This window comes from Paracoccus alkenifer (assembly GCF_900108405.1).
Taxonomy (GTDB): domain Bacteria; phylum Pseudomonadota; class Alphaproteobacteria; order Rhodobacterales; family Rhodobacteraceae; genus Paracoccus; species Paracoccus alkenifer.
This window is the reverse complement of the sequence record NZ_FNXG01000006.1, coordinates 63,290-85,206: the sequence shown is the minus strand read 5'-3', so window position 1 is coordinate 85,206 and position 21,917 is coordinate 63,290. Positions and strand designations below refer to the sequence as shown.

General features: G+C 65.7%; 24 protein-coding genes. 1 reads left to right on the top strand and 23 read right to left on the bottom strand.

Annotated features, from left to right (window positions below):
* Positions 1 to 125 precede the first annotated feature (125 nt).
* From BLW83_RS15560 to BLW83_RS13585, 8 genes are all read right to left on the bottom strand, one after another.
* Positions 126 to 809 (bottom strand): hypothetical protein, encoded by a 684-nt coding sequence (locus BLW83_RS15560; protein WP_143042854.1) that lies wholly within the window; start codon positions 807 to 809, stop codon positions 126 to 128.
* Complete coding sequence (locus tag BLW83_RS13615; protein ID WP_090848790.1) at positions 806 to 1,105, bottom strand: hypothetical protein; 300 nt, start codon at positions 1,103 to 1,105, stop codon at positions 806 to 808. The genes BLW83_RS15560 and BLW83_RS13615 overlap by 4 nt, the downstream gene beginning before the upstream one ends.
* Entirely contained in the window at positions 1,102 to 4,056 is a 2,955-nt protein-coding gene (locus tag BLW83_RS13610) for a phage head spike fiber domain-containing protein (RefSeq protein ID WP_090848789.1), read from the bottom strand. Before BLW83_RS13610 ends, BLW83_RS13615 begins: the two co-directional genes overlap by 4 nt.
* Before the next feature lie 2 nt (positions 4,057 to 4,058).
* Entirely contained in the window at positions 4,059 to 4,490 is a 432-nt protein-coding gene (locus BLW83_RS13605) for a DUF6950 family protein (protein ID WP_090848788.1), read from the bottom strand.
* Positions 4,475 to 5,089, bottom strand: coding sequence for a hypothetical protein (locus BLW83_RS13600; RefSeq protein ID WP_090848787.1), 615 nt, complete (start codon positions 5,087 to 5,089; stop codon positions 4,475 to 4,477). The genes BLW83_RS13605 and BLW83_RS13600 overlap by 16 nt, the downstream gene beginning before the upstream one ends.
* On the bottom strand, positions 5,086 to 5,730 hold the full coding sequence (locus tag BLW83_RS13595) for a hypothetical protein (protein WP_143042853.1): 645 nt from the start codon (positions 5,728 to 5,730) through the stop codon (positions 5,086 to 5,088). Before BLW83_RS13595 ends, BLW83_RS13600 begins: the two co-directional genes overlap by 4 nt.
* Positions 5,731 to 6,085: 355 nt before the next feature.
* A complete protein-coding gene (locus tag BLW83_RS13590) occupies positions 6,086 to 6,415 on the bottom strand; it encodes a hypothetical protein (protein ID WP_090848785.1) in 330 nt (109 codons plus the stop codon).
* Positions 6,412 to 8,910, bottom strand: coding sequence for a tape measure protein (locus tag BLW83_RS13585; protein ID WP_143042852.1), 2,499 nt, complete (start codon positions 8,908 to 8,910; stop codon positions 6,412 to 6,414). The genes BLW83_RS13590 and BLW83_RS13585 overlap by 4 nt, the downstream gene beginning before the upstream one ends.
* Before the next feature lie 26 nt (positions 8,911 to 8,936).
* Here BLW83_RS13585 and BLW83_RS13580 point away from each other — a divergent pair, with 26 nt between their 5' ends.
* On the top strand, positions 8,937 to 9,410 hold the full coding sequence (locus BLW83_RS13580; RefSeq protein WP_090848783.1) for a hypothetical protein: 474 nt from the start codon (positions 8,937 to 8,939) through the stop codon (positions 9,408 to 9,410).
* 311 nt (positions 9,411 to 9,721) lie between these two features.
* On the opposite strand, the gene BLW83_RS13570 is transcribed toward BLW83_RS13580, so the two are convergent.
* The 15 genes from BLW83_RS13570 to BLW83_RS13500 form a co-directional block, all read right to left on the bottom strand.
* Positions 9,722 to 10,075: a gene transfer agent family protein gene (locus tag BLW83_RS13570; protein WP_090848781.1), complete on the bottom strand. Its 354-nt coding sequence runs from the start codon at positions 10,073 to 10,075 to the stop codon at positions 9,722 to 9,724.
* The gene (locus tag BLW83_RS13565; protein ID WP_143042851.1) at positions 10,075 to 10,767 is read right to left on the bottom strand and encodes a phage tail tube protein; all 693 of its coding nucleotides are present in this window, start codon (positions 10,765 to 10,767) and stop codon (positions 10,075 to 10,077) included. Before BLW83_RS13565 ends, BLW83_RS13570 begins: the two co-directional genes overlap by 1 nt.
* A 39-nt stretch (positions 10,768 to 10,806) precedes the next feature.
* Entirely contained in the window at positions 10,807 to 11,229 is a 423-nt protein-coding gene (locus tag BLW83_RS13560) for a hypothetical protein (protein WP_090848779.1), read from the bottom strand.
* Positions 11,229 to 11,561, bottom strand: coding sequence for a head-tail joining protein (locus tag BLW83_RS13555; protein ID WP_090848778.1), 333 nt, complete (start codon positions 11,559 to 11,561; stop codon positions 11,229 to 11,231). Before BLW83_RS13555 ends, BLW83_RS13560 begins: the two co-directional genes overlap by 1 nt.
* Positions 11,561 to 11,911, bottom strand: a complete 351-nt coding sequence (locus BLW83_RS13550; protein WP_090848777.1) for a DUF2190 family protein — start codon at positions 11,909 to 11,911, stop codon at positions 11,561 to 11,563. The genes BLW83_RS13555 and BLW83_RS13550 overlap by 1 nt, the downstream gene beginning before the upstream one ends.
* A 78-nt stretch (positions 11,912 to 11,989) precedes the next feature.
* Positions 11,990 to 14,089, bottom strand: coding sequence for a head maturation protease, ClpP-related (locus BLW83_RS13545; protein ID WP_090848776.1), 2,100 nt, complete (start codon positions 14,087 to 14,089; stop codon positions 11,990 to 11,992).
* The gene (locus BLW83_RS13540) at positions 14,086 to 15,636 is read right to left on the bottom strand and encodes a phage portal protein (RefSeq protein WP_090848775.1); all 1,551 of its coding nucleotides are present in this window, start codon (positions 15,634 to 15,636) and stop codon (positions 14,086 to 14,088) included. The genes BLW83_RS13545 and BLW83_RS13540 overlap by 4 nt, the downstream gene beginning before the upstream one ends.
* A gap of 4 nt (positions 15,637 to 15,640) precedes the next feature.
* Positions 15,641 to 15,841: a phage head-tail joining protein gene (locus BLW83_RS13535; protein WP_090848774.1), complete on the bottom strand. Its 201-nt coding sequence runs from the start codon at positions 15,839 to 15,841 to the stop codon at positions 15,641 to 15,643.
* Positions 15,838 to 17,871, bottom strand: a complete 2,034-nt coding sequence (locus BLW83_RS13530; protein WP_090848773.1) for a phage terminase large subunit family protein — start codon at positions 17,869 to 17,871, stop codon at positions 15,838 to 15,840. The genes BLW83_RS13535 and BLW83_RS13530 overlap by 4 nt, the downstream gene beginning before the upstream one ends.
* On the bottom strand, positions 17,871 to 18,503 hold the full coding sequence (locus BLW83_RS13525; RefSeq protein WP_090848772.1) for a hypothetical protein: 633 nt from the start codon (positions 18,501 to 18,503) through the stop codon (positions 17,871 to 17,873). The genes BLW83_RS13530 and BLW83_RS13525 overlap by 1 nt, the downstream gene beginning before the upstream one ends.
* 119 nt (positions 18,504 to 18,622) lie before the next feature.
* Positions 18,623 to 19,342 (bottom strand): hypothetical protein, encoded by a 720-nt coding sequence (locus tag BLW83_RS13520; protein ID WP_090848771.1) that lies wholly within the window; start codon positions 19,340 to 19,342, stop codon positions 18,623 to 18,625.
* 98 nt (positions 19,343 to 19,440) lie between these two features.
* Positions 19,441 to 20,187: a hypothetical protein gene (locus BLW83_RS13515; RefSeq protein ID WP_090848770.1), complete on the bottom strand. Its 747-nt coding sequence runs from the start codon at positions 20,185 to 20,187 to the stop codon at positions 19,441 to 19,443.
* Positions 20,184 to 20,747, bottom strand: coding sequence for a hypothetical protein (locus BLW83_RS13510; protein ID WP_143042850.1), 564 nt, complete (start codon positions 20,745 to 20,747; stop codon positions 20,184 to 20,186). Before BLW83_RS13510 ends, BLW83_RS13515 begins: the two co-directional genes overlap by 4 nt.
* Before the next feature lie 255 nt (positions 20,748 to 21,002).
* On the bottom strand, positions 21,003 to 21,629 hold the full coding sequence (locus BLW83_RS13505; protein ID WP_143042849.1) for a hypothetical protein: 627 nt from the start codon (positions 21,627 to 21,629) through the stop codon (positions 21,003 to 21,005).
* Entirely contained in the window at positions 21,626 to 21,910 is a 285-nt protein-coding gene (locus tag BLW83_RS13500; protein WP_090848767.1) for a DUF6378 domain-containing protein, read from the bottom strand. Before BLW83_RS13500 ends, BLW83_RS13505 begins: the two co-directional genes overlap by 4 nt.
* Positions 21,911 to 21,917 lie beyond the last annotated feature (7 nt).

The following is a 21,917-nucleotide window of genomic DNA, read 5'->3' as shown; positions in this document are numbered from 1 at the left end:
TCCTGCCCGGCATAGGGGTAAAGAGATTTGGTCGGGTATTTGGGCGCATCCGTTCCAGAAGAGCCACAGGCCGCAAGGGCAGCGATTGCAAAAAGTGCGAGAACCTTTCTCACTGACATTGTCCTCTAATTGGAAAAACGTGCGGTCACGATGAAGTTATCCGCAGGCGGAAAGGCCGGCAAGCCATCCTCGGCATAAGGATCGAAAACGCGCTCGCTGAATGTGGCTGACCAGACACCCCCGCTTTGCGACAGCGACACACCGGTTTCGCAGTATCGGCTTGTAATTCCCCCAGCGGGATATTGCGAGGTGCTGCCAACCACCGCGATATGCGTGGCGTCCGCGGGCAGGACCAACGGCTGTGCGCCCTTGGCCTGCGTGTCCACGCTCTTGATTGCCATAAGCGTATCGTCTGCCGTGAAAAGCCGCACCCCGTCTGGTCCGTAAACCTCCATGCCGAACGCCCCCTGCGACGGCGGCGAGACGCCGAACGAGCTGACGCGGTATGCGATATTCGGGCGGGGATCGTTGAACAACATGATAGCCGCCCGACCGTTGCTTGGCACCACGTAGGTTTTCAGGAACGGAAAGGGCTCCAATGCAACGAATACGAAGTGCGGACCGATGGCAGGTAACCCAGGAAGTGCATCTGCCCCGAAATATCGCCACAACGTGCTATTCGGGATTGCGTCGGAACCTGCCGCCGCGCGCAGTGTGGTCGTCCCCGATCCGATAAGTTTCATGGGGATGAAATTATCGTCCAGGATCACCTGTCCGACAGAATTGAGAACCTGAAATCCGAAGCTCATGCCTGCCTCGAAAAATAGACCCTGAAGTCCTGCGTGGTCCCGCCGTATCGGACGCCGCCGACAATTATCGGCGGAACGCCGACCCACTGGACCGTTGTCTGGGTCCGCGTGATCGTCGGCGTGTATCCCTGACCGACAGGCAGAAACAGCAGCTTGTCCGTCGGAAGCACCTGCACAGGCAGAGCAACGGACCCGCTCAGTCCCAGACATTCCAGCGCCGCGATCAGGCGCACAGGGTTCGCCGCAGAGATGTCCACGAATCCCTGGGTGGTGTTAAGAGCGATGCCAAAGCTCACGACAGCATCCCTATCTTGACCCGCACCATATTCGCCGCATCGTAAATCAGGAGCTTGTCACTGTGGATCTCCTGCCGCGCCCCGCTCGTCGCGGTCCGCAGGACGCCGATAACTGCCGTGATCGCCGACAACTCGTTGACCGTCATCTTGTCGGTCGTGACCGCACCGGCGGCGATCTTGGATGTGATCACCGCCAGCGCGACCAGCGCGTCCGTGGTGACGGTGTTCGGGCCGACGCCGGCATAGACCTTGGTGGTCCATTCCAACTCAGTCTCGTCCCAGCGATACAGCGTCCCTTGCGGCACCAGCATCACGATCTGGTTGTCAAAATCGCCCTCGGCCGGCAGCACCTCGACCGTCGCGATACCGGCTTCGGCCGCGATGGCCTCGAACTGGTCGAGGATGTCCTGCGACAGATCCTCGATCTGGAAGGTGATATCCAGCGTCGTGACATCGTGCCATGCCGACCAGTCGGACACCGGCGTCAGGTCGGACAGCAGCCGCGCCCGGACCTCATAGGTGGTCAGCGGCAGCACGTCGCGCAGATACCAGCCGTGGGGCGCGGAATAGCGATAGCTCTCGTCGATGACGATGCTCGACACGGGGGTTTCCTCGACCCGCTGATAGGCTGACAGCGGGCCGATTTCGCGCTGGAAACCCCAGACCTCGATACCCCTTGTCGGATCACCTGCAAATGTTGCGGCGACGCCTGCGAACCGGGTCAGGCTCGTGCCCAGATACAGCGTCGATGTTCCCGTCGAGGCCGCAGTGAATGTGCCCCAGACCCGGAACCAGCCGCCGCCCACAGGCTCAATGCCGGCATCGACGACACCCGCACCGATCTGCATTTCCCCGGTGGACAAGTCGAAGCGGACATTCGCGTTCGCCCCCCAGTCGGCGGGGATGCCGCCGAGGAAGACGAAGGGACGACCAGCCTCGCGGACATAAATCGAGACGGTATGCTGCTCGCCCAGCTGGTGGGCGATGTTCTGGCGCAGACCGTGTTCGCCCGTGGCGGTGGTTTCGCGCAGGATCGTGGATGCCGATGATCCGTCCGGCGCCACGCCATAACCGGTGGTGGCGGTCAGGTTGACCTTGTTCCACGCCGCATTTTCAAAGCCCTCGGACCAGCGCAGCAGATTCCGGCGCTCGCCGCCGCCCTTGATCCGCGCCTGCACATGGATAGCGGTGACGCCGACCTCACCGGGATCACACTCGACCAGGATCGCCGCCCGGCGCGGCTGGCCGGCGCCGTCGCGGACGCTGGTCGCAGACACCGCAAATCCGGGCACGGGCTGGACATAGGGCAACGGGTTGACCGGCGGGGTAATCGTCACCGGGAATTCAAAGCCGCTATCCCAGTCGTAATCCCCCGGATCGGCCTCGCGCAGGCTGACCAGCACGTTCATGCCGCGGGTCTTGGCCACGCTTTCCACCAGGAACAGCTTGGCGGCATAGCCGTTGCGGGCGCTGGTCCAGGATACCATGTCCACGCCCGGCTCAAGCGCATAGGCATCGGGCGGCAGGTGGAACTGGTGCCGGCGCATCCGGCGATAATCCTGCAACTGCGAGCGTTGCAGCCGCTGCACCTGCTGCGCGTAGGGGGCGGCGGGATAGCTGATACCGGTCGGCAGATAGCGCCCGCCGTCCTCGGCCGTGGCCGCGGCGTCGATATATTCCGGGCTGTCCTTGGTGGCCCATTTCTCGGCCGGCTCGGGATAGGTGGCGCTGATCGCGTTATAGGTTTCCGCGACCGGCGCGAAGGGGCGGAACGACTGCCCCTCGGTGATGATGATGTCGTCGTCGGTCAGGGAAAACACCGCGGCGCCGGGCAGCCCGACGATGGGCTTGATCTGACCGCCGACCTCGGCAAAGCGCATGTTGGCCGCGCGACCGATTTCCTCGAGCACGTCGGCCGCGGCCATGTCCACACTGATCTCGATCCCGCAGCGCCATGCCGGCTCGGTGCCGCCGCCGGCCAGCGTCACCGGCGCATCGCACTCATTGGCCGCAGCGATCCATTCGGCCGAGGGCAGCCGCCAGGCCGGCAGGTTGCGTCCGCCGAACACCCATTCGCTGCCGAAATATACTCCCCGGATCAGGTTATAGGCGATCACCGCCGGGTTGCGCGAAGGCTGCCAGGTCGCGGGATTGTCCCACCGCTGCGGCCCGCTGCCGCCGTTGGTGCTGTCCAGCCGCAGGTCATACATGGCCAGCGGCGCGGGCTTGAGCAGATAGGCCGGATAGCTCTGCAAGGTGTCGCTGTCGTAGCGGGTGGTGATGACCGCATAGCTCTTGCCGCGCCCGACCATGGCCGAGCTCCAGGGATAATCCGCGTCACCGCCGAAGATCCGCACCAGGAACGGATCGGCGTCCAGCTGGGCCCCGTCCACCCACTTGACGTAGATGCGGTTACCGTCATCCCTGTAGTTCCGCAGCGGCCGCCCGACCAGCAGCCAGGTGGGGTTGCTGCCCGGCGCCATCTCCACCTGATCGGACACCGACCCCGGCGCAGCGGACGGGTTCAGCTTCCAGACCCGATCGTGGCTGTGAAATTCACCCGGCTCGTCATCGACCCACAGCCCCTCGAATCCCTGCGGCAGCGCGGACACCTCGATCACCTCGGTGATGTAACGGGTGTTTTTGCCCCATGAGCCCAGATATTTGCGCTTGCCCGCGGTGACGTAATCTCCGACCACGAACGACAACGGGTGATCATCGCCCAGTTGGACCTCGAACTGGACGTTGATCTCGGGTCGGCGCGGCTTGCCGGCGATGGCCTGGGCCAGCAGCGACAGCCCGGTGCTGACCGCCATCTGGACGACAAACCCCAACGCACCGCCGGCTGCAATGGTGCTGCCCACCCATGCGACCACGGCCGCGACAGGGCCGGCATGTGCGGGACCAGCCGCCAGCGCGAGCGCGGCGGCGATAGCGACGATTCTGTGCAAGGCTACTCTCCGACCCGGAATGCGCGGATCATGTCGGCGCGCGGGCGCCGGCCGTGACCGAGATCGGTCATCACGATCAGGCTGCTGGCGTCCACCACGCAGAATGCCTGCGCCAGCGGGCCGTCAGCTGACATCACACCCACGTCGCCGATCCGGGCCATGGCAGGCGGAATCTCGGGCAGGATGGTCGCCGCGAAATCGCCGGGCGTCTCGCAGCCAGCATCGCGCAGGATGCGCAGCGCCGCCGCCTGGCCGCGGTATTTGCCGCGATAACCGCGCGCCAGATCGACGCCCGTGATCGCCTCGATGGCGCCGGTGACCAGCCCCAGCGCGCAATCATGGCGGCCCCAAGCAAACGCCTCGCGCCGCTGGCGGTCCATTTCGGCCGCAAAGCGCGCGCGCCAGTTCGGCAGTCGGGTCAGCCTTTGAACCACTGGACTTTCCTCGAATGGATGATCGACGCGTATTCGGAAAACCGGTCCCCGGGCTGGCGCCGCTTCTGGTGGGCGTCCGAGGATTTTGCGGGATTGATCGCGGTCAGCATGGACATCAGCTCGGACCGAACGGACAGGGCGATGCCGCCGTCGCTGCCGACCGACGGCGTGGCGACCGGGGCCTCGTCCACGATCCCGACCCAGTCCAGGTCGGGCGGGCTGGTCAGGGCGCCGCCGATCAGGGTGGTCGAATGCAGCTCGCAATAGGCCAGCCGCACGTCGCGGACGCGCACCAGCTGCTGCACCGGGGCGGCGATCTGGCTCATGCTGACGGTGATCGGGTTGTCCGTCAGGTCAGCCACATACTGGATCCCGTCGACCGACAGATTGCAGCCGCCCAGATAAAGCCGCGAGGACGTGCCGCCCGCAGGGGTTTGGACGCTGACCGTGATGTCCTCGTCGCCGGTCCACAGCCCCAGCGGCTGCGCGCTGCCGTTGTCGCGGTCCCGAGCCTCGATCCAGAAGAACCACACCGGCCTGATCCCGCCATCCCGCGCGGCCTGCCGGGACAGCGCAAGGTTAGGGTGCTGGATCTTCATGGCTTTTGCAGGATCGAGAGGGATGCGCCCACCGCGATCTCGCCGTGGGGCAGGACGTAATTAAAGGGCTTGTAGCCGCCCGGCGGGATGAATGCCTTGAACCGTGGCCGCGCCAACTCGACCGCCGCGCCCGCGGTGATCGTCATCGGCAGGTGGGGGCGGATTTCGCGCTGCGCGATTGCGCCGGACCCGTTGGCCACGGCGCCCTCGGCGAACCGACCGAAATAGACCCGGCCGGGGCCATAGTCGATCGACAGGAAATCACCCGCCGTGATCACGAACCCTGCCGGCAGACCGGCGAGGGCGACCGCCCCTCGATCCGCGCTGATGCCCGACAGCGTGACGGCCGTCAGGCCGGCCGATCCGCCCGCCGGCCCCCTATAGGACGGGTCCGAAAACAGGAATGTCCCGGACGATCCGTTCAGCCCGTCGATCCGCGCATCGAGTTCGCGTGCCAGCGGTGCCGGCCGCGCAGCCAGCGCCACCTCGGCCGACCATAGCGGCGGCGCCAGCTCGGCGGTCCAGAACCTGCCGTCGCCACCGCCCGACTGCTCATCATGGCGCCGCAGCGTCATCACGACGCTGATCGCCCGCAGTCCGTCGCAGAAATCCGCCAGCGGGTAGGGATAGGTCAGGGCCATCAGCGCCTCCGAAGGATTAAGAACGCCGGGACTCGACATGAGCCCCGGCGCGGCCATCATCAGGTCACCACAACCAGAGATGATGGAGATTCGATTTGTTCCCAGATCCCGATCGGAAACTGAGCGCCACGCCAAACAGCCTCGTATCCATATCGCTCACCCCGGATGAGCAGAAAAATCCGGACCTGACGGGCCCTATAATGGCCGCGCTCGCATTGGCCGCAACGCTTTCAGCAGAGCGCTGCGATCAGGCTCTGAACTCGTCGGATTGGCGCGTTGAGGTTTACAAGCAGATTTGCGGGATGCTGATGAACAGCCCTGTAGAGGGGACAGGCGATGCTCGCGAGATTGGCACTCACCGCGCCTTGGCCGTCGCCGCACAGGCGCTTGGGATCAAGTCCTCGTAAAACGCCCACCCGTCACCGGCAAAAAACCTGCTGCCGGGTGGGCCGACCACTACCCGTATCGGGGTGCTGAAAGGCTGCACCACTTTCTTGTAGGCAGCGCGGCTCTCTATGGCGGATTGGATGGACAAAATCTCGGCGCTCAGGCGCGCGGCCAAGTTGCGATCATGGCCGGTATCCGACAACAGCCCGGCAAGACAAAGCCGAGCAGCCTGGACATCTGCCATCATTGCGTCAAATGCCTCCGCGGTCAGCGGGGGCTGTTCCCTCCTGTCGCTCATGGCCTTCTCCTTGGATTCGCGTTGATCTGCTGGACGCGGGCAGGCAGCGCCCGGTTGATTTCGGCCCCCATGCTGGCGGCCTCTCTCTGGGCGACTTCCTTGACGTAGAGGTTCCCGGTTTCATCAAAAGACGCCGTTATATGGATGCCCATGGCGCCACCCCCACCACCGCCGGCGAGCATCTGCTGCGTCTGCGCGGCCGTGAAATACCGGGCCGGGCCGGTTGCCTCGAGTTCGGGGCCGCGCTCGCCCACGATCCGCAGCCCGCCGACGTGATGGCCGCCTGTGGCAAATCGGGGCGTGCCGGACAGCGCGCCGCGCAGCGCCGTCGACAGCGAATCCATGCCCCGGACCGGGCTGAACATGCTGCCGAAAAACGATGCCAGCCCGCTGGACATCAGCTTTGAGGCCATGTCCTGCAGCATGCTGGCAAATGCCTGCTTGATCGAGGTGGTGCCGGCAATCACCCCCATCACCGCGTCGGTCACCTGGTCGGCCCATTCCTTTGCCTGGCGCTGCGCGTTCTTAGCCTCGTCCGCCAGTCCGCGCATGCCCTTGGCGGCTTTGTCCAGCGCCGAGGCTGCGCGACCGCCGGACCCACCGCCCTTTCCGGACCCCGAGCCGCCGACGCCTTCAAGCGCACCCGACAGATCGGCCACGTCATCAGCAGTTGAGGACGCGGCATTGCCCAGCCCCGCGACCAGCTCCTTGACTGCGCCCCAGGCCTCGTTCGGTTGAGCGCCAATACCCGACCACACCCCGGCGATGCCTTTCCAGACATCCGCGCTTTCGCGGTATTCGTCAGCCATATCGCGCAGGCTGCCCGCGACGCCGTCCGCGCTGAATATGTCAGTCTCAAACCCTTCCTTGAAGGCACCTGCAGCAGCCTCACCGACCTTTTTCATGCCGCCCACATATACGTTGGTCAGGCCCCTGAAATTGATCGACCCGGCGATGTTCGTCCCGCTCAAACCCAGCTTTTCACCCAGGGCCGAACCGGCAATAGAATTTGTGAATTTATCGATCAGCCCGGCGGCGCCCTTGAGCATCGCCTCGATCCCTTTGATCGTCGCGTTCGCGGCCTGATAGACAAGATCCCCGATCGCGTCGGGAAGGATACCCCAGATCGCCTTGATCGCCTCGAGCGCGCCGCGATAGGCGCCAACATAGCGGTTGACGCCCCAGACCACCCTTTCCACGGTCACCGCCATAGCATCCGCGATCGACGCCTTGATCCCGTCGCCAAAGGCCCGGAACTCTGCACCGGCGGCCTGCAGCTTGGCGGACCAGCGCGCCCATTCTTCCTTGGCTGCCGCCATCACCAGCGAAAACGCATTCCCGAAACCGCCGGCGGCGCGCGATAGGTCCAGGAACTTGCCGACAGCCATCCCGACGCCCACCACTAGCGCCGGGATGCCCAGCGACATCACCGCACCGCGCAGCACCCCCAGAGCGCCGGCGAGCGCCTTGCTGGCCGCACCAGCCAGCGCGCTGGCCCGCGAAGTCGCACCAAGCGCCATCTCAAGCGCCATCGCCTGCGAGATAGCCTGGCGCATGGCCGTAACCGCGGTGGTGCCGACTGAAACCGCATAGCGGGTGGCAAACACGGCGGCGGCCGCGGATGCGACCCCGACCATCTGGTTCATCACGCTGATGATCGTATCGCCGTTCTTCGAAATCCACGTCGTCGCAACGTCGAGACCATCGGCGACCCCAACCAAGGCCGTCGCCAGCACGCCGGAAGCGCCGGTTGTCAGGTCGAAAGTCCCGACCAGCGCCACCATGCTGTTGCGAATCAGCGTCACCCCGTCGCTGATTGTCGCTGGCATCTCTTCGGCCTCGTCACGCAATTCCTGCATGCGGACCAGAAGCGCGCGGGCAATCACATCCCCCGTGATCTTGCCCTGCTTGCCCAGATCGCGCAGGCCGCTGACGTTGGTGCCCAGCTCATCGGCCAGCGCCTGCGCCACCCGGCCGCCACGGGCCAGCACGGTGTTCAGGCCATCGCCCGAAAGCTTATTCGTCGCCATTGCCTTGGACAGCACATCCTGCACCTGCGCGGCGTGCTGGCCCTTGGCGCCGCCGATCACCAGCGCGTTGTTCAGCGCCTCGGTGTAATCCAACTGCTGCTGGGTGTCATACCCAAGGTCTTTCAATGCCTGGCTATTAGCAGCAAACGCATCTGTGGTCAGCGACAGCTCCGAATAGGATTGGCGCGCCATCTGCTGGATCCGTTGCATCACCTCGGGCGCACGGTCCATCGAACCGACTGCGTTCCCGACCCGCGACGACAGGTCCGACCACTGGTCTGCTGCCTGTCCGATGGCGCGGGCAGTGAAGGCCGCACCCAAGGTCGCACCCAGTCCCGCGGCCATCTTGGTCAGGCGACCGCTGAACCCGACAAGCGCCTTTTCTGATTTGCTCAGTCCACCTTGGAATTTCGAACCGTCAAGCCCGAGGTTGACCCGCAGGGCACCGATCACAGATGATGTCACTCAGCCCTCCAAACCAAGGATGCACAATGAGTTGGTTGATTATCGGCAGCAAGATTTTCGGAGGTCTGGCTGCATTATTCCTCGCCGCGACCATCTTCTCATCGAAGGGCCGCGGGCAGAATTTCAAAGCATCGCTCACTTCGGGCCTGCTGGCCTTGATGCTGGTTCTCGGTGGAGCGCTTTCCGACGCCGACAACGAGACCGGCGCAAGAGCGACGGCAGAGCGCAAGGACCGCTGCGGCGGCGACGATCTGATGGCGCTCCAGATGTCCACGCATTTTGTCAAAAAGCGGCTGCGTAGCCCATCAACCGCGAAATTCCCCGGGGCGAGCGCCCAAGGCGTGACAGTTGTCGAAATGGGCGATTGCCGGTTTCAGGTCGTCAGCTATGTCGACGCCCAGAACGGCTTTGGCGCGACAATCCGAAGCCGGTATTCCGCGATGATGAACTACAACAGCGAAACAAAGATGTGGAGCGCGTCAGACGTTCTGGTCGAATAGGCAGCGGATCGTCTATCGGCCCCGCTGCTTGCTCTCGGAATAAGCCCGCCACGCGGCCAGCTGTTCTTGCCACGGCGTGACAGCCGATCGTTGCCGGGCAGGCGGCGGGACGAACTTGTCCAGGCTGGGCAGCTTCTGCGCGCGCCCCAGCGCCGCGACGTGCCAGACCGCCCAGGCGGTGTCCCGGGCCTCTCGGTCAAGACGACGCCTCGCGCCCTCCATGTGGATGGCGTAAAGACTTGGCGTCAGGCCCCAGAACGCAGCCGGATCGAACCCGGCCGCGATGTAGTGTTCCAGCAGTTCGGGGACCGTTACGGCCCCGACGCCTTCCCCTTGCCGTTTCCCCGCGCACCCTTTGCCGCCGGCGCGGATTTTTCCGGCGGCAGGGCGGCGGCCGCTGCGCGAATAACCGCGTCCGAATTCGAGCTGAGCACGGCGCCGGCTTGGGGCAGGGTGATGTCAGGGTGATGCGACCGCAGCCCCGCCCAGACCATTGTGCGCAGCTCGGTGGCGCGAATGGCCCCGCTGTCCAGGCGTTCGAAAAAGCCGTTCCAACTGTCGCCGGTGGCATCCTCGTATTCGCACAGCGCGTTAAAATCCAGGACCATGGTATAGTCTTGGCCGTCATGGGTCAGGGTGACCTCGCCGCGAAACGAATTGGCCATCACGCCGCCACCACATTTGCCGTCGGGCCGGAAATCGCGGTGTCGGACCCTTGCGAGTTGGTGGACGTGACCGCGACGGTGACCGGTTCGCCGATATGCGAGACCAGCGGGGTGAAGGTCGGGCCGGTGGCCCCCGAGACGGGCGAGCCGTCCACGCGCCACTGATAGGTGATGTCGCCCAAGGCGGACCAGAGACCCGGCCACACGGACAGCACCTGCCCGACCTGCGCCACGCCCGAGATATGCGGCGGCACGTCGTTGGTCGGTGCGACCGGGTTGGCGATAAGGATTTCGCCGGTAACCGACAGCGAGACGGCGGCAGTCATGCGATCATCGACCGGGACCGCGGGCGTGTATTCCTCGACAAAGCCGTCGAAGGTCACGGTGACCCCGTTCGGATAGGTGATGCGCATCGACAGCACCTCGCCGGACGCGCGCAGCGCCTCAATCCGCAGGTCGCTGGGGCTGCCCGGAACAAAGTTCATGTTCAGGCTGGCCGCGCCGTTTTCGGTCAGGCCCGGGATGAATTCGCGCCGGCGGCCGGGCGACTTGAAGCTGGTCACGTCCACCTTGGAAATCGTGCTCGCAGGTGGCGTGATCTCATACACCTCTTCGAGCTCGACATAAATGCCGGCGCCCGGGGCGGTCTCGATTTCAAAGCGGGTATCATACCCGATCATGGCGTCAGACATTTCGATCTCCTGATCAATTGAGCCTGTGTGCGGGGCCGGTCACCGGCCGGCGGGAATGTTTCGGAAAGTCGTCACGCGGAAACTCATCACCAGCGTGCCGACGTTGCTGTAGCCGTCGGTGTTCGCGACCACTGTCAGATCCTCGAGAAAACAGCCCTGGCGCGCGCGAAGGAACGCTGCGGTGACTGCGGCCTCGATTTCCTCGCTGTCCTCGTCAAGCTCGTCCTCGACCGTGCTGGACCCGCGGCGCCGAACCACCACCTGCAACAGGGTCCGGCAGGTCACCGATGCCCGGCTGGGTTGTTCGCGCCGCTCTTGCGGGGTCAGCACCCCAAGGACCGGCAGGGTTTCCGCGTCCAGCACCCCCGGCCAGACCGCGGGAACCGTGAAGCCCACAAACCGGGGCAGGCCGGCTAGCGATTCGCGAGCCGTGCGGCGGATATCGGCGCGGTAATGGGCCATCAGGGAACCTCGACCAGCTGGCATTCGCAGATGAAGAACGCGTCGGGCGCGGGCGAGCCGGTGGGGTGGACAACCATGATCTCGTAGACCTGCCCGCGCTGCAGCGTGATCCGGTCGCCGCGGCGGACGCGCGGCGCTTGGTCGCGCGGAACCCGCCAGGTCGGCGTCTCGATCCGGACAATCTGACCGTCCGCACCCTCGACCTCGATCGGCGCCTCTCGGAAGATCGACGGGACCACCCGCGACCAGCCCTCGCGCGCCGAGGAATAGATGACCGAGCCGCCGAACACATCGGTGAACAGCCCGGTCATCCCGTCGAAGATGCTGGCCATCAGGCCTCGGCGGCGGCGGGCGCCGCGCCATTCAGGCGGACAACGCCGGTGGCGGACGGGTTCGCCGCCACTTCGAGCGCCACACCGATCAGCACGTTCCCGGTGGTCGCGGCTGTGGTGGCCAGACCCGCCGCGGTGGCATAGACCGCCGCGCCGACGGTCCACGCCTGCGCCGAGGTCTTTGCGACCTCGTGGACGCCCTCGAGCGCGATCTCGACCGGATCACCCGAGCCGGCATCGAACTGCGCGACCCCGGTCAGGACCCCGACAGTCACCAGATCACCGCTGGACACAGCGGCGGGCGCCGGAACCGTCACGACGTGCCCCGGCTGAACGAAATTCTTCGCCATGAGATTTCCCCTTCATGAAGCGTGAATGACGAAGGGCGCCCGCAGGCGCCCTTTCGTCAGATTGATGTCGCCGCCGGCTCAGGCGCCGGCGTTCTTGTAGCCCCCGCGGAAATCGGTGGCGCCGCAGCCGAAATCCAGCTCGACTGAATAGGCAACGCCCTGCTGGCCGAACGGCTCGTCAGTGCGCAGCCTCGGCCCTTCCTCGCCCTGCAGGTAGCCGTACATGAAGACCGGCACCTCGGCGGGGTCGGCGAACATATACCAGGCATTCCCAGCGACATAGGGCGTTGTGGCCGGGGTCAGCTTGCCGACATAGGGGTTCACGTTCGACGCCTGCGCAGCCTGGATCGGGGCCAGCAGCTGCATGGCCTCGAATTCCTTGGCGGGTCCGGTCAGCAGGATGCGAGGCTCGACCGCGAGGAAGGATTCGCCCGAGACGCCCTTGCGGTTGCGCATCGCCTCATAGCCCTTGGCGATGCCCGCCGGATTGACCGCCGAGGCGGTGCCCGCCTTGGTGCCATCGGTGGCATTGAACACCTGCCGGGTGGTTTCCTGCAGCGTCGGGCCGTCGGAATTGGACCCCGACAGCATCATCGAAAAGAACGTCGCATCTTCGAAAGCCGCGATGGCACGGCCGCGGGTGTTGATGATCCGGTCGATGGCGCCAAGATCATCGTTGACCATCATCTGCCGAGTGATCCGGAAGGCGCGGGCATAGGCGACCAGCGCCACGCTTTCTTTCTTGTCGCTGACGGTGCCGTATTTGATTTCACCCGATTCCTCGACCGGCAGCAGCGTCGGCCAGTCGCCCACCTGGGCGATCGGGTGGGGGCGGAAATCGGTGAAGTCGATCCGTTCGGCGATCGCGCGATAGACCGGCTGGGCCGCGGCATAGGCATTGGCCAGCCGCTTGTTCAGCGCATTCTCGAACACCGCCGGAAAATCGCTGGTGGTGTGCGACGAAAACGCCATTTCGATGGCGCGCTGTTCGCCGCCACCGCGGGCGACGCGTTCGCGACGACCCATGCCGGCCATGGCCATTTCGGCCAGGGTCATCGACATGTAATCGCGCGCAGGACCGCCGACCTCACGGTCACGGTTCATGCGGGCGATGATCGCGCCCTCGATCCCGGCGCGGCGGGTGTCCCGCTCGTCGCGCATGATGCGGGCACTGGGACCGCGACCGTCAATCTTCACCTTCTTGCCCCCTTTGCTGGTCAGCTCGGCATAAGCCTGTTTCGGCGTCAGCCCGCGGTTGACGAAATCAGCCGCGCGGTCCGGCGCGCCGTGCATCGCGCACATGTTCACCACCGCAACGATCTGCGAGGCGCTGGCCGACGGCTCGTCGTCCTCGTCGTCGTCGCTGGCCTCGATTTCCTGGTCGTCCTCGGCGCGGGCGTCGGGATCATCCTGGCCGTCCTCGGCGCGCATCTCGGGATCTTCTTCCTCGAGGGCGTCGACGTCCTCTTCGTCAGCGGCCGTGGCCGCGGTCACCTGGGATTTCGGCATTGTGTGTCCCTTTCTGCCGCTGATGTTGAGAGGCCTCGCCATCATGGCGAGGACCTGCGATCTGGAACGCGCGCGCGTCAGGCCGGCCGATGCAGCGCGCAACCGCTCCGGCGCGCGGCGGTAAAGCCGGTAATCGAAGGCGACCGGATCAATCTCGTCGCCATCGTCATCGACCGCCGTGGCGAAACCGGCCTCGAGCGCCGCGTGGCCGTCGAAATAGGTCTCGTCTTTCATGATGGCCCGGGCGGCGTCGATGGAAATCCCGGCGCGCTTGGCGTAGATCCCGGCATAGGCATTGGCCAGAACGCCCAGGCCTTTCGCGGCGTGCAGATGGTCATCCTCAGTGCCGCGGCCATCGGTCCACATCATCGCCGGATCGTGGATCATCATCACCGATCCCAGCGACATGGTGATGCTGTCGCCCGCCATCGCAACCAGGCTGGCAGCGGATGCGGCGATTCCCTCGATCACGATGCTGACCGGCCCGGCGTGGGCGCGCAGTGCGGTGTAGATCGCCTGTCCCTCGGTGGCGATGCCGCCGCCCGAGTTGATGCGCACGGTCACCGGGCCGCTGATCCCTGCCAGCGCCTCGCGGACCTGCCGCGCGGTGAAATATTCCTCGTCCCAGAAGGACGATCCGACCGTGCCATACAGCAGGATTTCGTTCATCTTATGCTCCTGACTTTCCCTTCGGCCTGTCCCGCGCGAGCCCGCGCCTGCATTTCCTCAAGCACATCATCCACCCCCACGCCGGCAGAGGTCCGGCGCGACACGTCGGCCCGCGGATCGCTGTCAAAGGGCAGCTTCAGCCGGTCGGCCTCGTCCCGGTCCTGCACGATTTCCTCAAGCAACCGCTCGGGATCGATCCCGAGCTGGCGAACCACCTGCTGGCGCGAGGCAAACCCGGACCGCACCGCCTCGCGCAGCGCCGAAAACTCGCGTGCGGGGTCCACGATGATCTTGCGCGGCGGCACCCACGACAGGCCGAGATAGTCCCAGACATCACCGGGCAGCCCGGCCTCGTTCAGTTCCTGCCCATCGACCGACTGCCAGGCGCGAACAAACAGCGCGGCCAGCGGTTGCAGCAGCTGCGGGATCAGCATCAGGTGCTGCCAGCCGCTGATGTTCTGATCCATTTCCAGACGGCCCATCCGTGCCGAGCTGAAATTGACCTGGCTAAGGTCGCCCGTCAGCGCCTCGTAGGAAATCCCCATATCAGCCGCGACCGAACGCAACAGGCCTCGGGTAAATTCGTCGTAGCCATCGACGCCCGGCGGCTCTGCAAAGCGGACTTCTTCGGCATCGCCCAGGTCATAGATCAGGCCGGGCGACAGTTCGGTGAATTCCGACGCCTTGCTGCCATCCCCGCCGATCCGAAACGCCGCGAAACAGGCGGAAATCTTTTGCCGCATCAGCTGCGCATCGCCATAGTCGCCCAGGTCCTGCAGGCGCATCATGACCGGTGCAAACCATGTCACGCCACGATTCTGCCCTGGTCGATCCACGCGGTAGATGTGCCAGACCTCGTCGGCCGGAACCCGCTCTGACACGCCGGACCGCGTCCGGGGCGACCAGTCGGCGCCCGGATGCTCGGGAAACAGCCAATAGGCCACCCGACGGCCCTCGGCGTCATATTCGATACCCTCGCGGATCTCGGCCCCGTTGGGCAACCAGCCGTAACGGCCGGCGTCCAGATAATCCGGCTCGAGCACCTCAAGCTGGAACGGCAGCCCACCCGGAACGTCGCCATCATGCAGGCGGATCAGCGCCTCGCCGGATTCGATCACCGTCTTCATGGCCAGCTGCTGCAGGCCATACAGGTTCATCCGTCCCGTGCGATCGACCTTGCAACTGTCCAGGTGCTGTTCGATCCGACGCAAGCCCAGCTGGCGGACGCGATGGATTGCATCGGCGTTCAGGTCGGGGTGGGCGCAGGTGACCTTGGGAATGATCCCGTCACCGACAACCGCCCCGGCAATGACCGACTGCGCACGGGCCGCGAACGGGGTGTTGCGCACCATGTCCCGCCCGAATGCCGCCATCCTGTCCCGGCCGTGCGCTGCGCCGTCAGCGTCCGCGCGCGAGGCCCGCAGGCTGGACTTGCGACGGCCGACCTTGGCCGCGTCATAATGGGCGGTGATCGCCAGCCGGGCGCGGGCACGGCGCAGCCCCCACTGCGGCGCAACCGCCGCAATGGTCTTGTCGATCATGTTCATCGGATCATCCCTTCCGGAAGGCCGGGTATTGCTGGCGGGGCACCGCGACCAGCCCCAGATCACGCTCCATCATCGCCTTGATGCGCATCATCTCGTTCAGGCTGCGGTAGGTGACCTTTTCGCCATTGACCTCAAGACTGGTCACGCCCTTGGCGATCATCTTCACCAGCGTCTGGTATTGCTCGATCGTCCACGGTGCGCTCACAACCACTTCCCCCTGCGATTGCCGAGCCAGCCAGAGGGCTGCGGCTTGTGTTCCTGCGCTTCCGGCGCGGGTTCGGGGCGCGGCGGCTTCGGCATCGCCCTTTCCGACAACGGCACCACGGGCATCGCCGCGTCGAACAGATCCGCCTGGTCCTCGGGGGCGGCAATGCTGCGCGCGGCCTCAAGGATATCCCACTGCCCGTCCGTCATGGCCGTCCAGCCTTTCTTTCGGGCCGCGGCCTCGGCATAACCCATCGTGTCCAGGCACTCGTTGCGCCGCGACGGCTCGACCAGCTCCCACCGTGACACCATCACCCCCGATGGCGCGCGCTTCAGGACGCGGACTTCGGACGTGATCTGGCGGTAATATTCATCGCCAAGCCCCTGTGCGAAGGCGACGTATCCCCGTTCGTCGGGGTCTTCTTTCGCCAGCCAGCCGTAGAAATCGGCCTTGATCTGGCTGACGTTCAGCATCCAGCCGCGTTTCTGCCGCCGGATGATCCGGCCGTTCGCCTTGCGGTCCGACTGCGGGCGCAGCAGCGGGCCGTTGGCGGTTGAGGATCCCTTGATCAGGATCACCCGCGTCCACGGGTGCCGCTTGGCCCAGTCTCGGACATCCTCGGTAAATCCGCCCTCGTCGGCGGCCAGCATGTCCAGCGGCAGGCGCAGCCCCAGCTGCGTCCGCCAGGTCGCTTTCAGCAGTGCGTCCAGCGCCGCGCGGCCGTCGTCATCGCCGATGTGATGCGGTATGACCACATGGTCGACCACCCAGCGGCGATAGTTTCGACCGAACGCGCAGACCGTGACCTCGATCCGGTCGGCCTGAAAGTCTACACCGGCGGTCAGCAGCACCCCGCAGGCCGGCACGATGCCGCGCGGCAGGAACTGCCCCGGCTCCGCCTTTTCGACCCGGTCGCGCAATGCTTCCCAATCCGGCCCCTTGGTGGCCTGCTCATAAGGCAGGCCCAGCACGTCGTTCCAGAACGTCTGCTCGGTCTCGGCCTCGACCGTCTTGCGGATCTCGTCTTCGCTGGCCTGCGTCAGCGTCATCCCGGTCCAGCCCATCACCTGGGCATATTCCACCGCGATTGAGGCCCAGTCCCGCTGCGGGACATAGGCCCGCCACAGATGGAAGCCCGGATGGTCACCGCGCGGGTTGCTCGGCACCCAGCGGCCGGCCGCGACCATCTGGGCCTTGTGGCTGTGGTTGATCACGCAGCCGCAGGAATCGCAGGTGAAATGCGCGGCATGCAGCCGCTCGGGGTCGATTGAGCGGCGGAAGTTTTCCCAGGTCAGCGGGGCAAAATCACCGCAGTGCGGGCAGGGCACATGGTAATAGCGCTGGTCGCTGCGGTCGAAGGCACGTGTGATCCGGCAGGTGCCGGCGATCTGCGGCGTCGATATCCGCACGATCTTGGCATCTTCGAATCCCGACGCCCGGCTGGCTGCAAGCTGTTCCGGGTCGCCCTTGGGCGTCATCTCGAACTTGGCCGCGTCATCCATGATGACCAGGCGGCGGGTGGTGCCGGCCAGATCATCCGGGGACCCGGCGCTGACCACCTTCAGCGATCCGTCGCGGCGCATCGTCTCCTGGTTGAACAGCGTATCGGTCTGTTCCCCGCGCCCCTCGCCGAAGATGGCCCGCAGGCTGGGCGCCTGCCGACGCATCGGCATCCACTTGTTGCGGACCCACTCGGTCGCGGACGAGCTGGTCGGATGCACCACCAGGCTGTCGAGCGGCCCGTATTCATGCCACGCCGCAACGGTGGGGTTCAGCAGCGACACGGTCTTTCCCCACTGCGCGCTGCCGCGCACCGTCACCTCGCGCGAGGGGTGTTCCGGCGACAGCACCTCGTGGATCTCGCGAAGGAACGGGAACCGCTCGATCCGGAACGGACCGGGGATCGGCGAGCGGTCATCGAAGACGATGTTCTGTTCGCACCAGCGCGTGATGTCCGGGGGCGGCGGCGGGACCATGGCAAAGGCCAGGCCTCGCAGGACCGCTGCCTCGGCCGACGACAGAAACCCCATCAGGCGTCCGCCTCATCCTCAGCCTGGGTCATCTCCGCTCCCTCGGCCAGCGCCGTCAATACCTGCACCCGATCGGCGCGATAGGCCCGCCATTTGTCCATCAGCACCTTGCGGACCGCGCGCGCGTCCAGCCCGAAATCGTCTGCAACCGCGCGGGCGGCGTCGCGCAGCAGGGTTTCAAACTGCGCGACCTCCTGTGCCAGCGCGCGCGAACTGCGGCGCTCGACCTCTTCGGCCAAGACCCAGGTCCCTTCCTCGGCCATGTTCTGGCGGCGCAGCCGGCGGGCCTCTTCCTCGGCCTTGAGGGTCCGCGCCATTTCGTAGCGGTCGCTGTCAGCCACCGGCAATTGCCCGTCGAACCTTGACCCGGTCGAGGCAAGGGGCGGGGCGGCAGGCGCATCATCGCCGCCGATCCGGCGCAGCGCATCGCGCGTGGCGGCCCCGTTGCCCATCATCTGCCCCGGATGCAGCGTCCGACCCAGGGCGTGGGCGACCTTGTCGAGATCGAAGCGGCGCGCGCGGCCATCCCCGATATAGCAGCCTTCAAGTTTCCCCTCGCTGACATACTGGCTGACCCGCGCCTTCGACACGGCCAGCCGCGCCGCAAGCTCTGTCGTGTTCAGCCCAGCCATTCCTTTTCCGTTTCCATTGTTAACCGGGGGTTTAGGCTTTCCCGGACGTTAAGCCCGCCAGAACCGACGCGGCGCGAATTACCCCCGTGGTTTTTGGGTCCGGAAGGACCCGCCGAAAATCACGGGCGAGTATCCAGCCGGGCGACCATTTTCCCGATCGTCCGACGCAGATGCAGCGGCAGGTTGCGCTGCCACACATCCTCGGCCCCATCGAAAAACCCGAGGCGCTTCTGATAGGCGGGCGCCACGCTGGTGAAATGCAGCACCTTCTGGATCGAGCCGTCGGCACTGCGCTTCCAGATGCCCGGCGACAACCGCGATCCCGCCTTCGGCACAAAGAATCCGGACCGACGCCGGCGGCGTTTGCCCGATCCCGAGGCTGAAGCGCGCGTTCCACCGGGCGACTTCACCGCGGCCAGCGCCTGGTTGCGTTCGGCCGTCGACCAGTTGCCATGCGCATCCAGTCGCGCGCCCTCGGCCGGGGCGGCGGCGGTGATTCCGCCCGTAGCAGACAGGCGGGAACCCAGCATCCCCTCGAGGCCAGTGCGACCCCGGCTGCCGCCGAATTCCTGCACCTTGAGGTAATGACGACTGCCGACCGACGGCCGCTCAGTGACCTGCGCCTCAAGATTGCCGGGGCGGGCGAACCGGACCATGAAGGCGTTTTTCGTGAACCGCGTTGGACGGTCGAACACCTCGCCCATCCGCGCCTGCACATGGGCCAGCACGTCGCTGGCCGTATCGTTCAGCGCCCAGCTTGACGCAGTCCGAATGTCGCGGTCCCGCAACTGGCGCATGTTTGCCCGCAGGGTGGCATCATCGACCGTGATCGAAATCATCGCACCACCTCCGCAACGAGAAGCGCCCGCGAGGGATGATCCCTGCGGGCGCAATTCTGGATGATGAGAAGATTGATAGGCCCGTGAGGGATAAGCCGTCAAGATCTTTTGCGCATCGGTCGGACGGAATGACCCTGCATCCGGTCCAGACAGCCGCAGAGCGCCACCAGCAGCGCCTTGACGTGCTTCCCGTCCGGCGACCACCCATGATCGGACAGCACCGCCCGGAACGACGATCCTCGCAGGCAGATCGCATCGACCAGATCGCGGTCCCGGATGGTCCGGGCCAGGGCGCCGCCGCGAGCCGAGGGGCGCACCCGGCGCACCGACATCGCAGCACCGGCGCCGATCTGCTGGCGCAGCCATGCGATCTCCCGGCCCTCGTCGATATAGGCGTCGATGAAACTGCCGCCGCCGGCCGGGCCAGCTGCGGCGCGCACCTCGAGGCTGGCGCATTTGATGCCCGCACCCTCATGCCGTTCGACCAGATCGCGATAGCGGCGCGCCACCGCGACCTGCCCCTTGGAAAACGGCGACTGCCCGGGCCGGCCGTCCTTGTCCTTCCGCAGCGCAGCCCGCCGGGTCAGGTCGTCGAAGATATCCGCTTCGCGCACCGCCGCAAATCCGCGCCAGCCGGTGCGCTCGATCTTGTAGCCGGTCTCGGATTTCTCGTCGGGCAGCACCATATGCGGGATCTCGACCACCTGTGGGCCACGTGCGGGCGCGACGGGAATGGCCGGACCGCAGCCCTCGATCGGCGTCGAGCGCGCCAGCAGCCTTGCCACCCGCCGGCGCTCGGCCTCAAGCCGCTTGCGCCCCGCCTCGATATCCACCGCCACCGTCATGCCGCATCCCCGTCCTGCGCGACCGACTGGATCGCATCCACCTCGGCCAGATCGGCGTGATAGGCCGCGAGCCACGCCCGGTCCTGCTCGCCGGCCCGGCCGGCCTCGATGTTCTCGCGGATCACCAGCCGACGGCGGCGATTGGTGGCGGCCTCGTCCCGCAGCTTGCCGATGATATACCGGCCCGGCGGCGGTCCGAGCCGTTTCGCGACCTGATAAAGCTCGACCGCCCAGCCTTCCTCGCGCGCCTGCCGCCCCATGGCCGAGCGGATCAGGCTGCGGGCATAGTCGCATTCGCGTGGCGGCGGCAGCTGCAAGTCATAGGCCCACGATTTGATCAACGCCTCGGCCGGCCAGACGCCCTTGCCGGCATGGCGCAGGATCAGGTCGTGTATCCCGCGCAGATTGTCGTCCGACATATAGGCCAGGCGCTCGGCCAGTCGGCCCAGCATCCTGTCGTGGTCTTCGGCACTGGTCCCTCGCCTGCGCGACAGCCCCGCCAAGGGCTCGATCAGCAGCGCCGCCACCCGCGCTTCCCTTTCCGCCTTTGTCCCGTTCATCGCCATACCCGTTCCCCAGCCCCTTCCAACTTATCCACAGGCTCCGCTTTGCAGTTTGGTCCCCATTCTTTCTTTTCTTTTCTTTCTCTTCTCTTTTCAGAGCGGATTCTTTCGGAGCGAAAATGGACAGGATCAGGCGCAAATCGGCGCAAACTGGCCCAGTTCCTTCCGGTTTCCTTCCAACTTCCTTCCGAGTTCCTTCCGTGGAACTTCCGAGTTCGTTCCGGCGGAACAAACCGGAATGATCCGGAGCGATCAGCCGGAGAGCGCCGCGCCCTCCATGTCCATCTGTTCCATGGCCTGCCGGACCACGTCAGGCCGGCGCTGCCGGGTGCCGAAGTGATCGAGCAGATACTGGTCGAGCCGGGCGACATAGATGTCATCCTCGGACATCCCGCGGCTGCCGCCGGCGCGGATGATCTGGTCGGGCAGCTTGCCGAGCCGCTTGCGCTCGCGATCTGCCGCAAGCTTTTCCTCGTGGTCGCCGCGCAGCCCCAGCGCCGCCTGCGCGACCTCGAGGACCACGGGGTGATACAGGCGCACCTGCCCATCGTCGCAGACGCAGCGGTGCCAGTTGTGCAGCGGCGACACTTCGCGCGCCGCCAGCTGCCGCCAGACCTCCAGGGACACGTCCACCACGCTGGCAAGCAGGCGCTCGTCCGTGGGGATCGTGCCCACCGGGGATTGCTCTTGCGCCGCGCAGAACAGGTCGATGGCGACTGCCCGCACTTCCCGGTCAGCCAGGTTGCGGAAATCGCTGTTCATCCAGCGGCGATAGTTGAACATCATGAAAAAATGGCTGTCGAGACGGACAGCCGACGGGATGGGATAATCGATCAATTCACTCGATCCCACGACTTCGAACTTGTGCAACGCCGTCATGGCTCGCTCTCCGATGCAATCTCGCCGCCAAGCGCGGCGTAGCCGGCGATGTCGATCCAGTTGTCGAGATGGCGGGGGTTGGTCGAGGCGCGCACCAGCTTGACCACGATCATCGCCAAGGCATGATCCTCGGCCCCGCGCGGGCGCGCGCCGCGCACCACGTCCAGCGCGTCCATGATCCGCGCGATGGCGGCAAAACCGACAAGCGCATCGCCGTGCTGGGCGGCACGATCGCCGCCGATCAGCTCGGCCGCGGCTTCGCAGATGTCACGGCGGTTCATAGCAGCG

Bases quoted from the DNA above. Each gene is read 5' to 3' on its own strand.
- BLW83_RS13540 (WP_090848775.1), bottom strand. From the start codon at position 15,636: ATGAACATGATCGACAAGACCATTGCGGCGGTTGCGCCGCAGTGGGGG.
- BLW83_RS13510 (WP_143042850.1), bottom strand. From the start codon at position 20,747: ATGAACGGGACAAAGGCGGAAAGGGAAGCGCGGGTGGCGGCGCTGCTG.
- BLW83_RS13520 (WP_090848771.1), bottom strand. From the start codon at position 19,342: ATGATTTCGATCACGGTCGATGATGCCACCCTGCGGGCAAACATGCGC.
- BLW83_RS13600 (WP_090848787.1), bottom strand. From the start codon at position 5,089: ATGAAGATCCAGCACCCTAACCTTGCGCTGTCCCGGCAGGCCGCGCGG.
- BLW83_RS15560 (WP_143042854.1), bottom strand. From the start codon at position 809: ATGAGCTTCGGATTTCAGGTTCTCAATTCTGTCGGACAGGTGATCCTG.
- BLW83_RS13595 (WP_143042853.1), bottom strand. From the start codon at position 5,730: ATGGCCCTGACCTATCCCTACCCGCTGGCGGATTTCTGCGACGGACTG.
- BLW83_RS13500 (WP_090848767.1), bottom strand. From the start codon at position 21,910: ATGAACCGCCGTGACATCTGCGAAGCCGCGGCCGAGCTGATCGGCGGC.
- BLW83_RS13570 (WP_090848781.1), bottom strand. From the start codon at position 10,075: ATGGCCAATTCGTTTCGCGGCGAGGTCACCCTGACCCATGACGGCCAA.
- BLW83_RS13505 (WP_143042849.1), bottom strand. From the start codon at position 21,629: ATGACGGCGTTGCACAAGTTCGAAGTCGTGGGATCGAGTGAATTGATC.
- BLW83_RS13525 (WP_090848772.1), bottom strand. From the start codon at position 18,503: ATGGCTGGGCTGAACACGACAGAGCTTGCGGCGCGGCTGGCCGTGTCG.
- BLW83_RS13580 (WP_090848783.1), top strand. From the start codon at position 8,937: ATGAGTTGGTTGATTATCGGCAGCAAGATTTTCGGAGGTCTGGCTGCA.
- BLW83_RS13515 (WP_090848770.1), bottom strand. From the start codon at position 20,187: ATGACGGTGGCGGTGGATATCGAGGCGGGGCGCAAGCGGCTTGAGGCC.
- BLW83_RS13545 (WP_090848776.1), bottom strand. From the start codon at position 14,089: ATGAACGAAATCCTGCTGTATGGCACGGTCGGATCGTCCTTCTGGGAC.
- BLW83_RS13560 (WP_090848779.1), bottom strand. From the start codon at position 11,229: ATGGCCCATTACCGCGCCGATATCCGCCGCACGGCTCGCGAATCGCTA.
- BLW83_RS13550 (WP_090848777.1), bottom strand. From the start codon at position 11,911: ATGGCGAAGAATTTCGTTCAGCCGGGGCACGTCGTGACGGTTCCGGCG.
- BLW83_RS13530 (WP_090848773.1), bottom strand. From the start codon at position 17,871: ATGGGGTTTCTGTCGTCGGCCGAGGCAGCGGTCCTGCGAGGCCTGGCC.
- BLW83_RS13590 (WP_090848785.1), bottom strand. From the start codon at position 6,415: ATGAGCGACAGGAGGGAACAGCCCCCGCTGACCGCGGAGGCATTTGAC.
- BLW83_RS13555 (WP_090848778.1), bottom strand. From the start codon at position 11,561: ATGGCCAGCATCTTCGACGGGATGACCGGGCTGTTCACCGATGTGTTC.
- BLW83_RS13565 (WP_143042851.1), bottom strand. From the start codon at position 10,767: ATGTCTGACGCCATGATCGGGTATGATACCCGCTTTGAAATCGAGACC.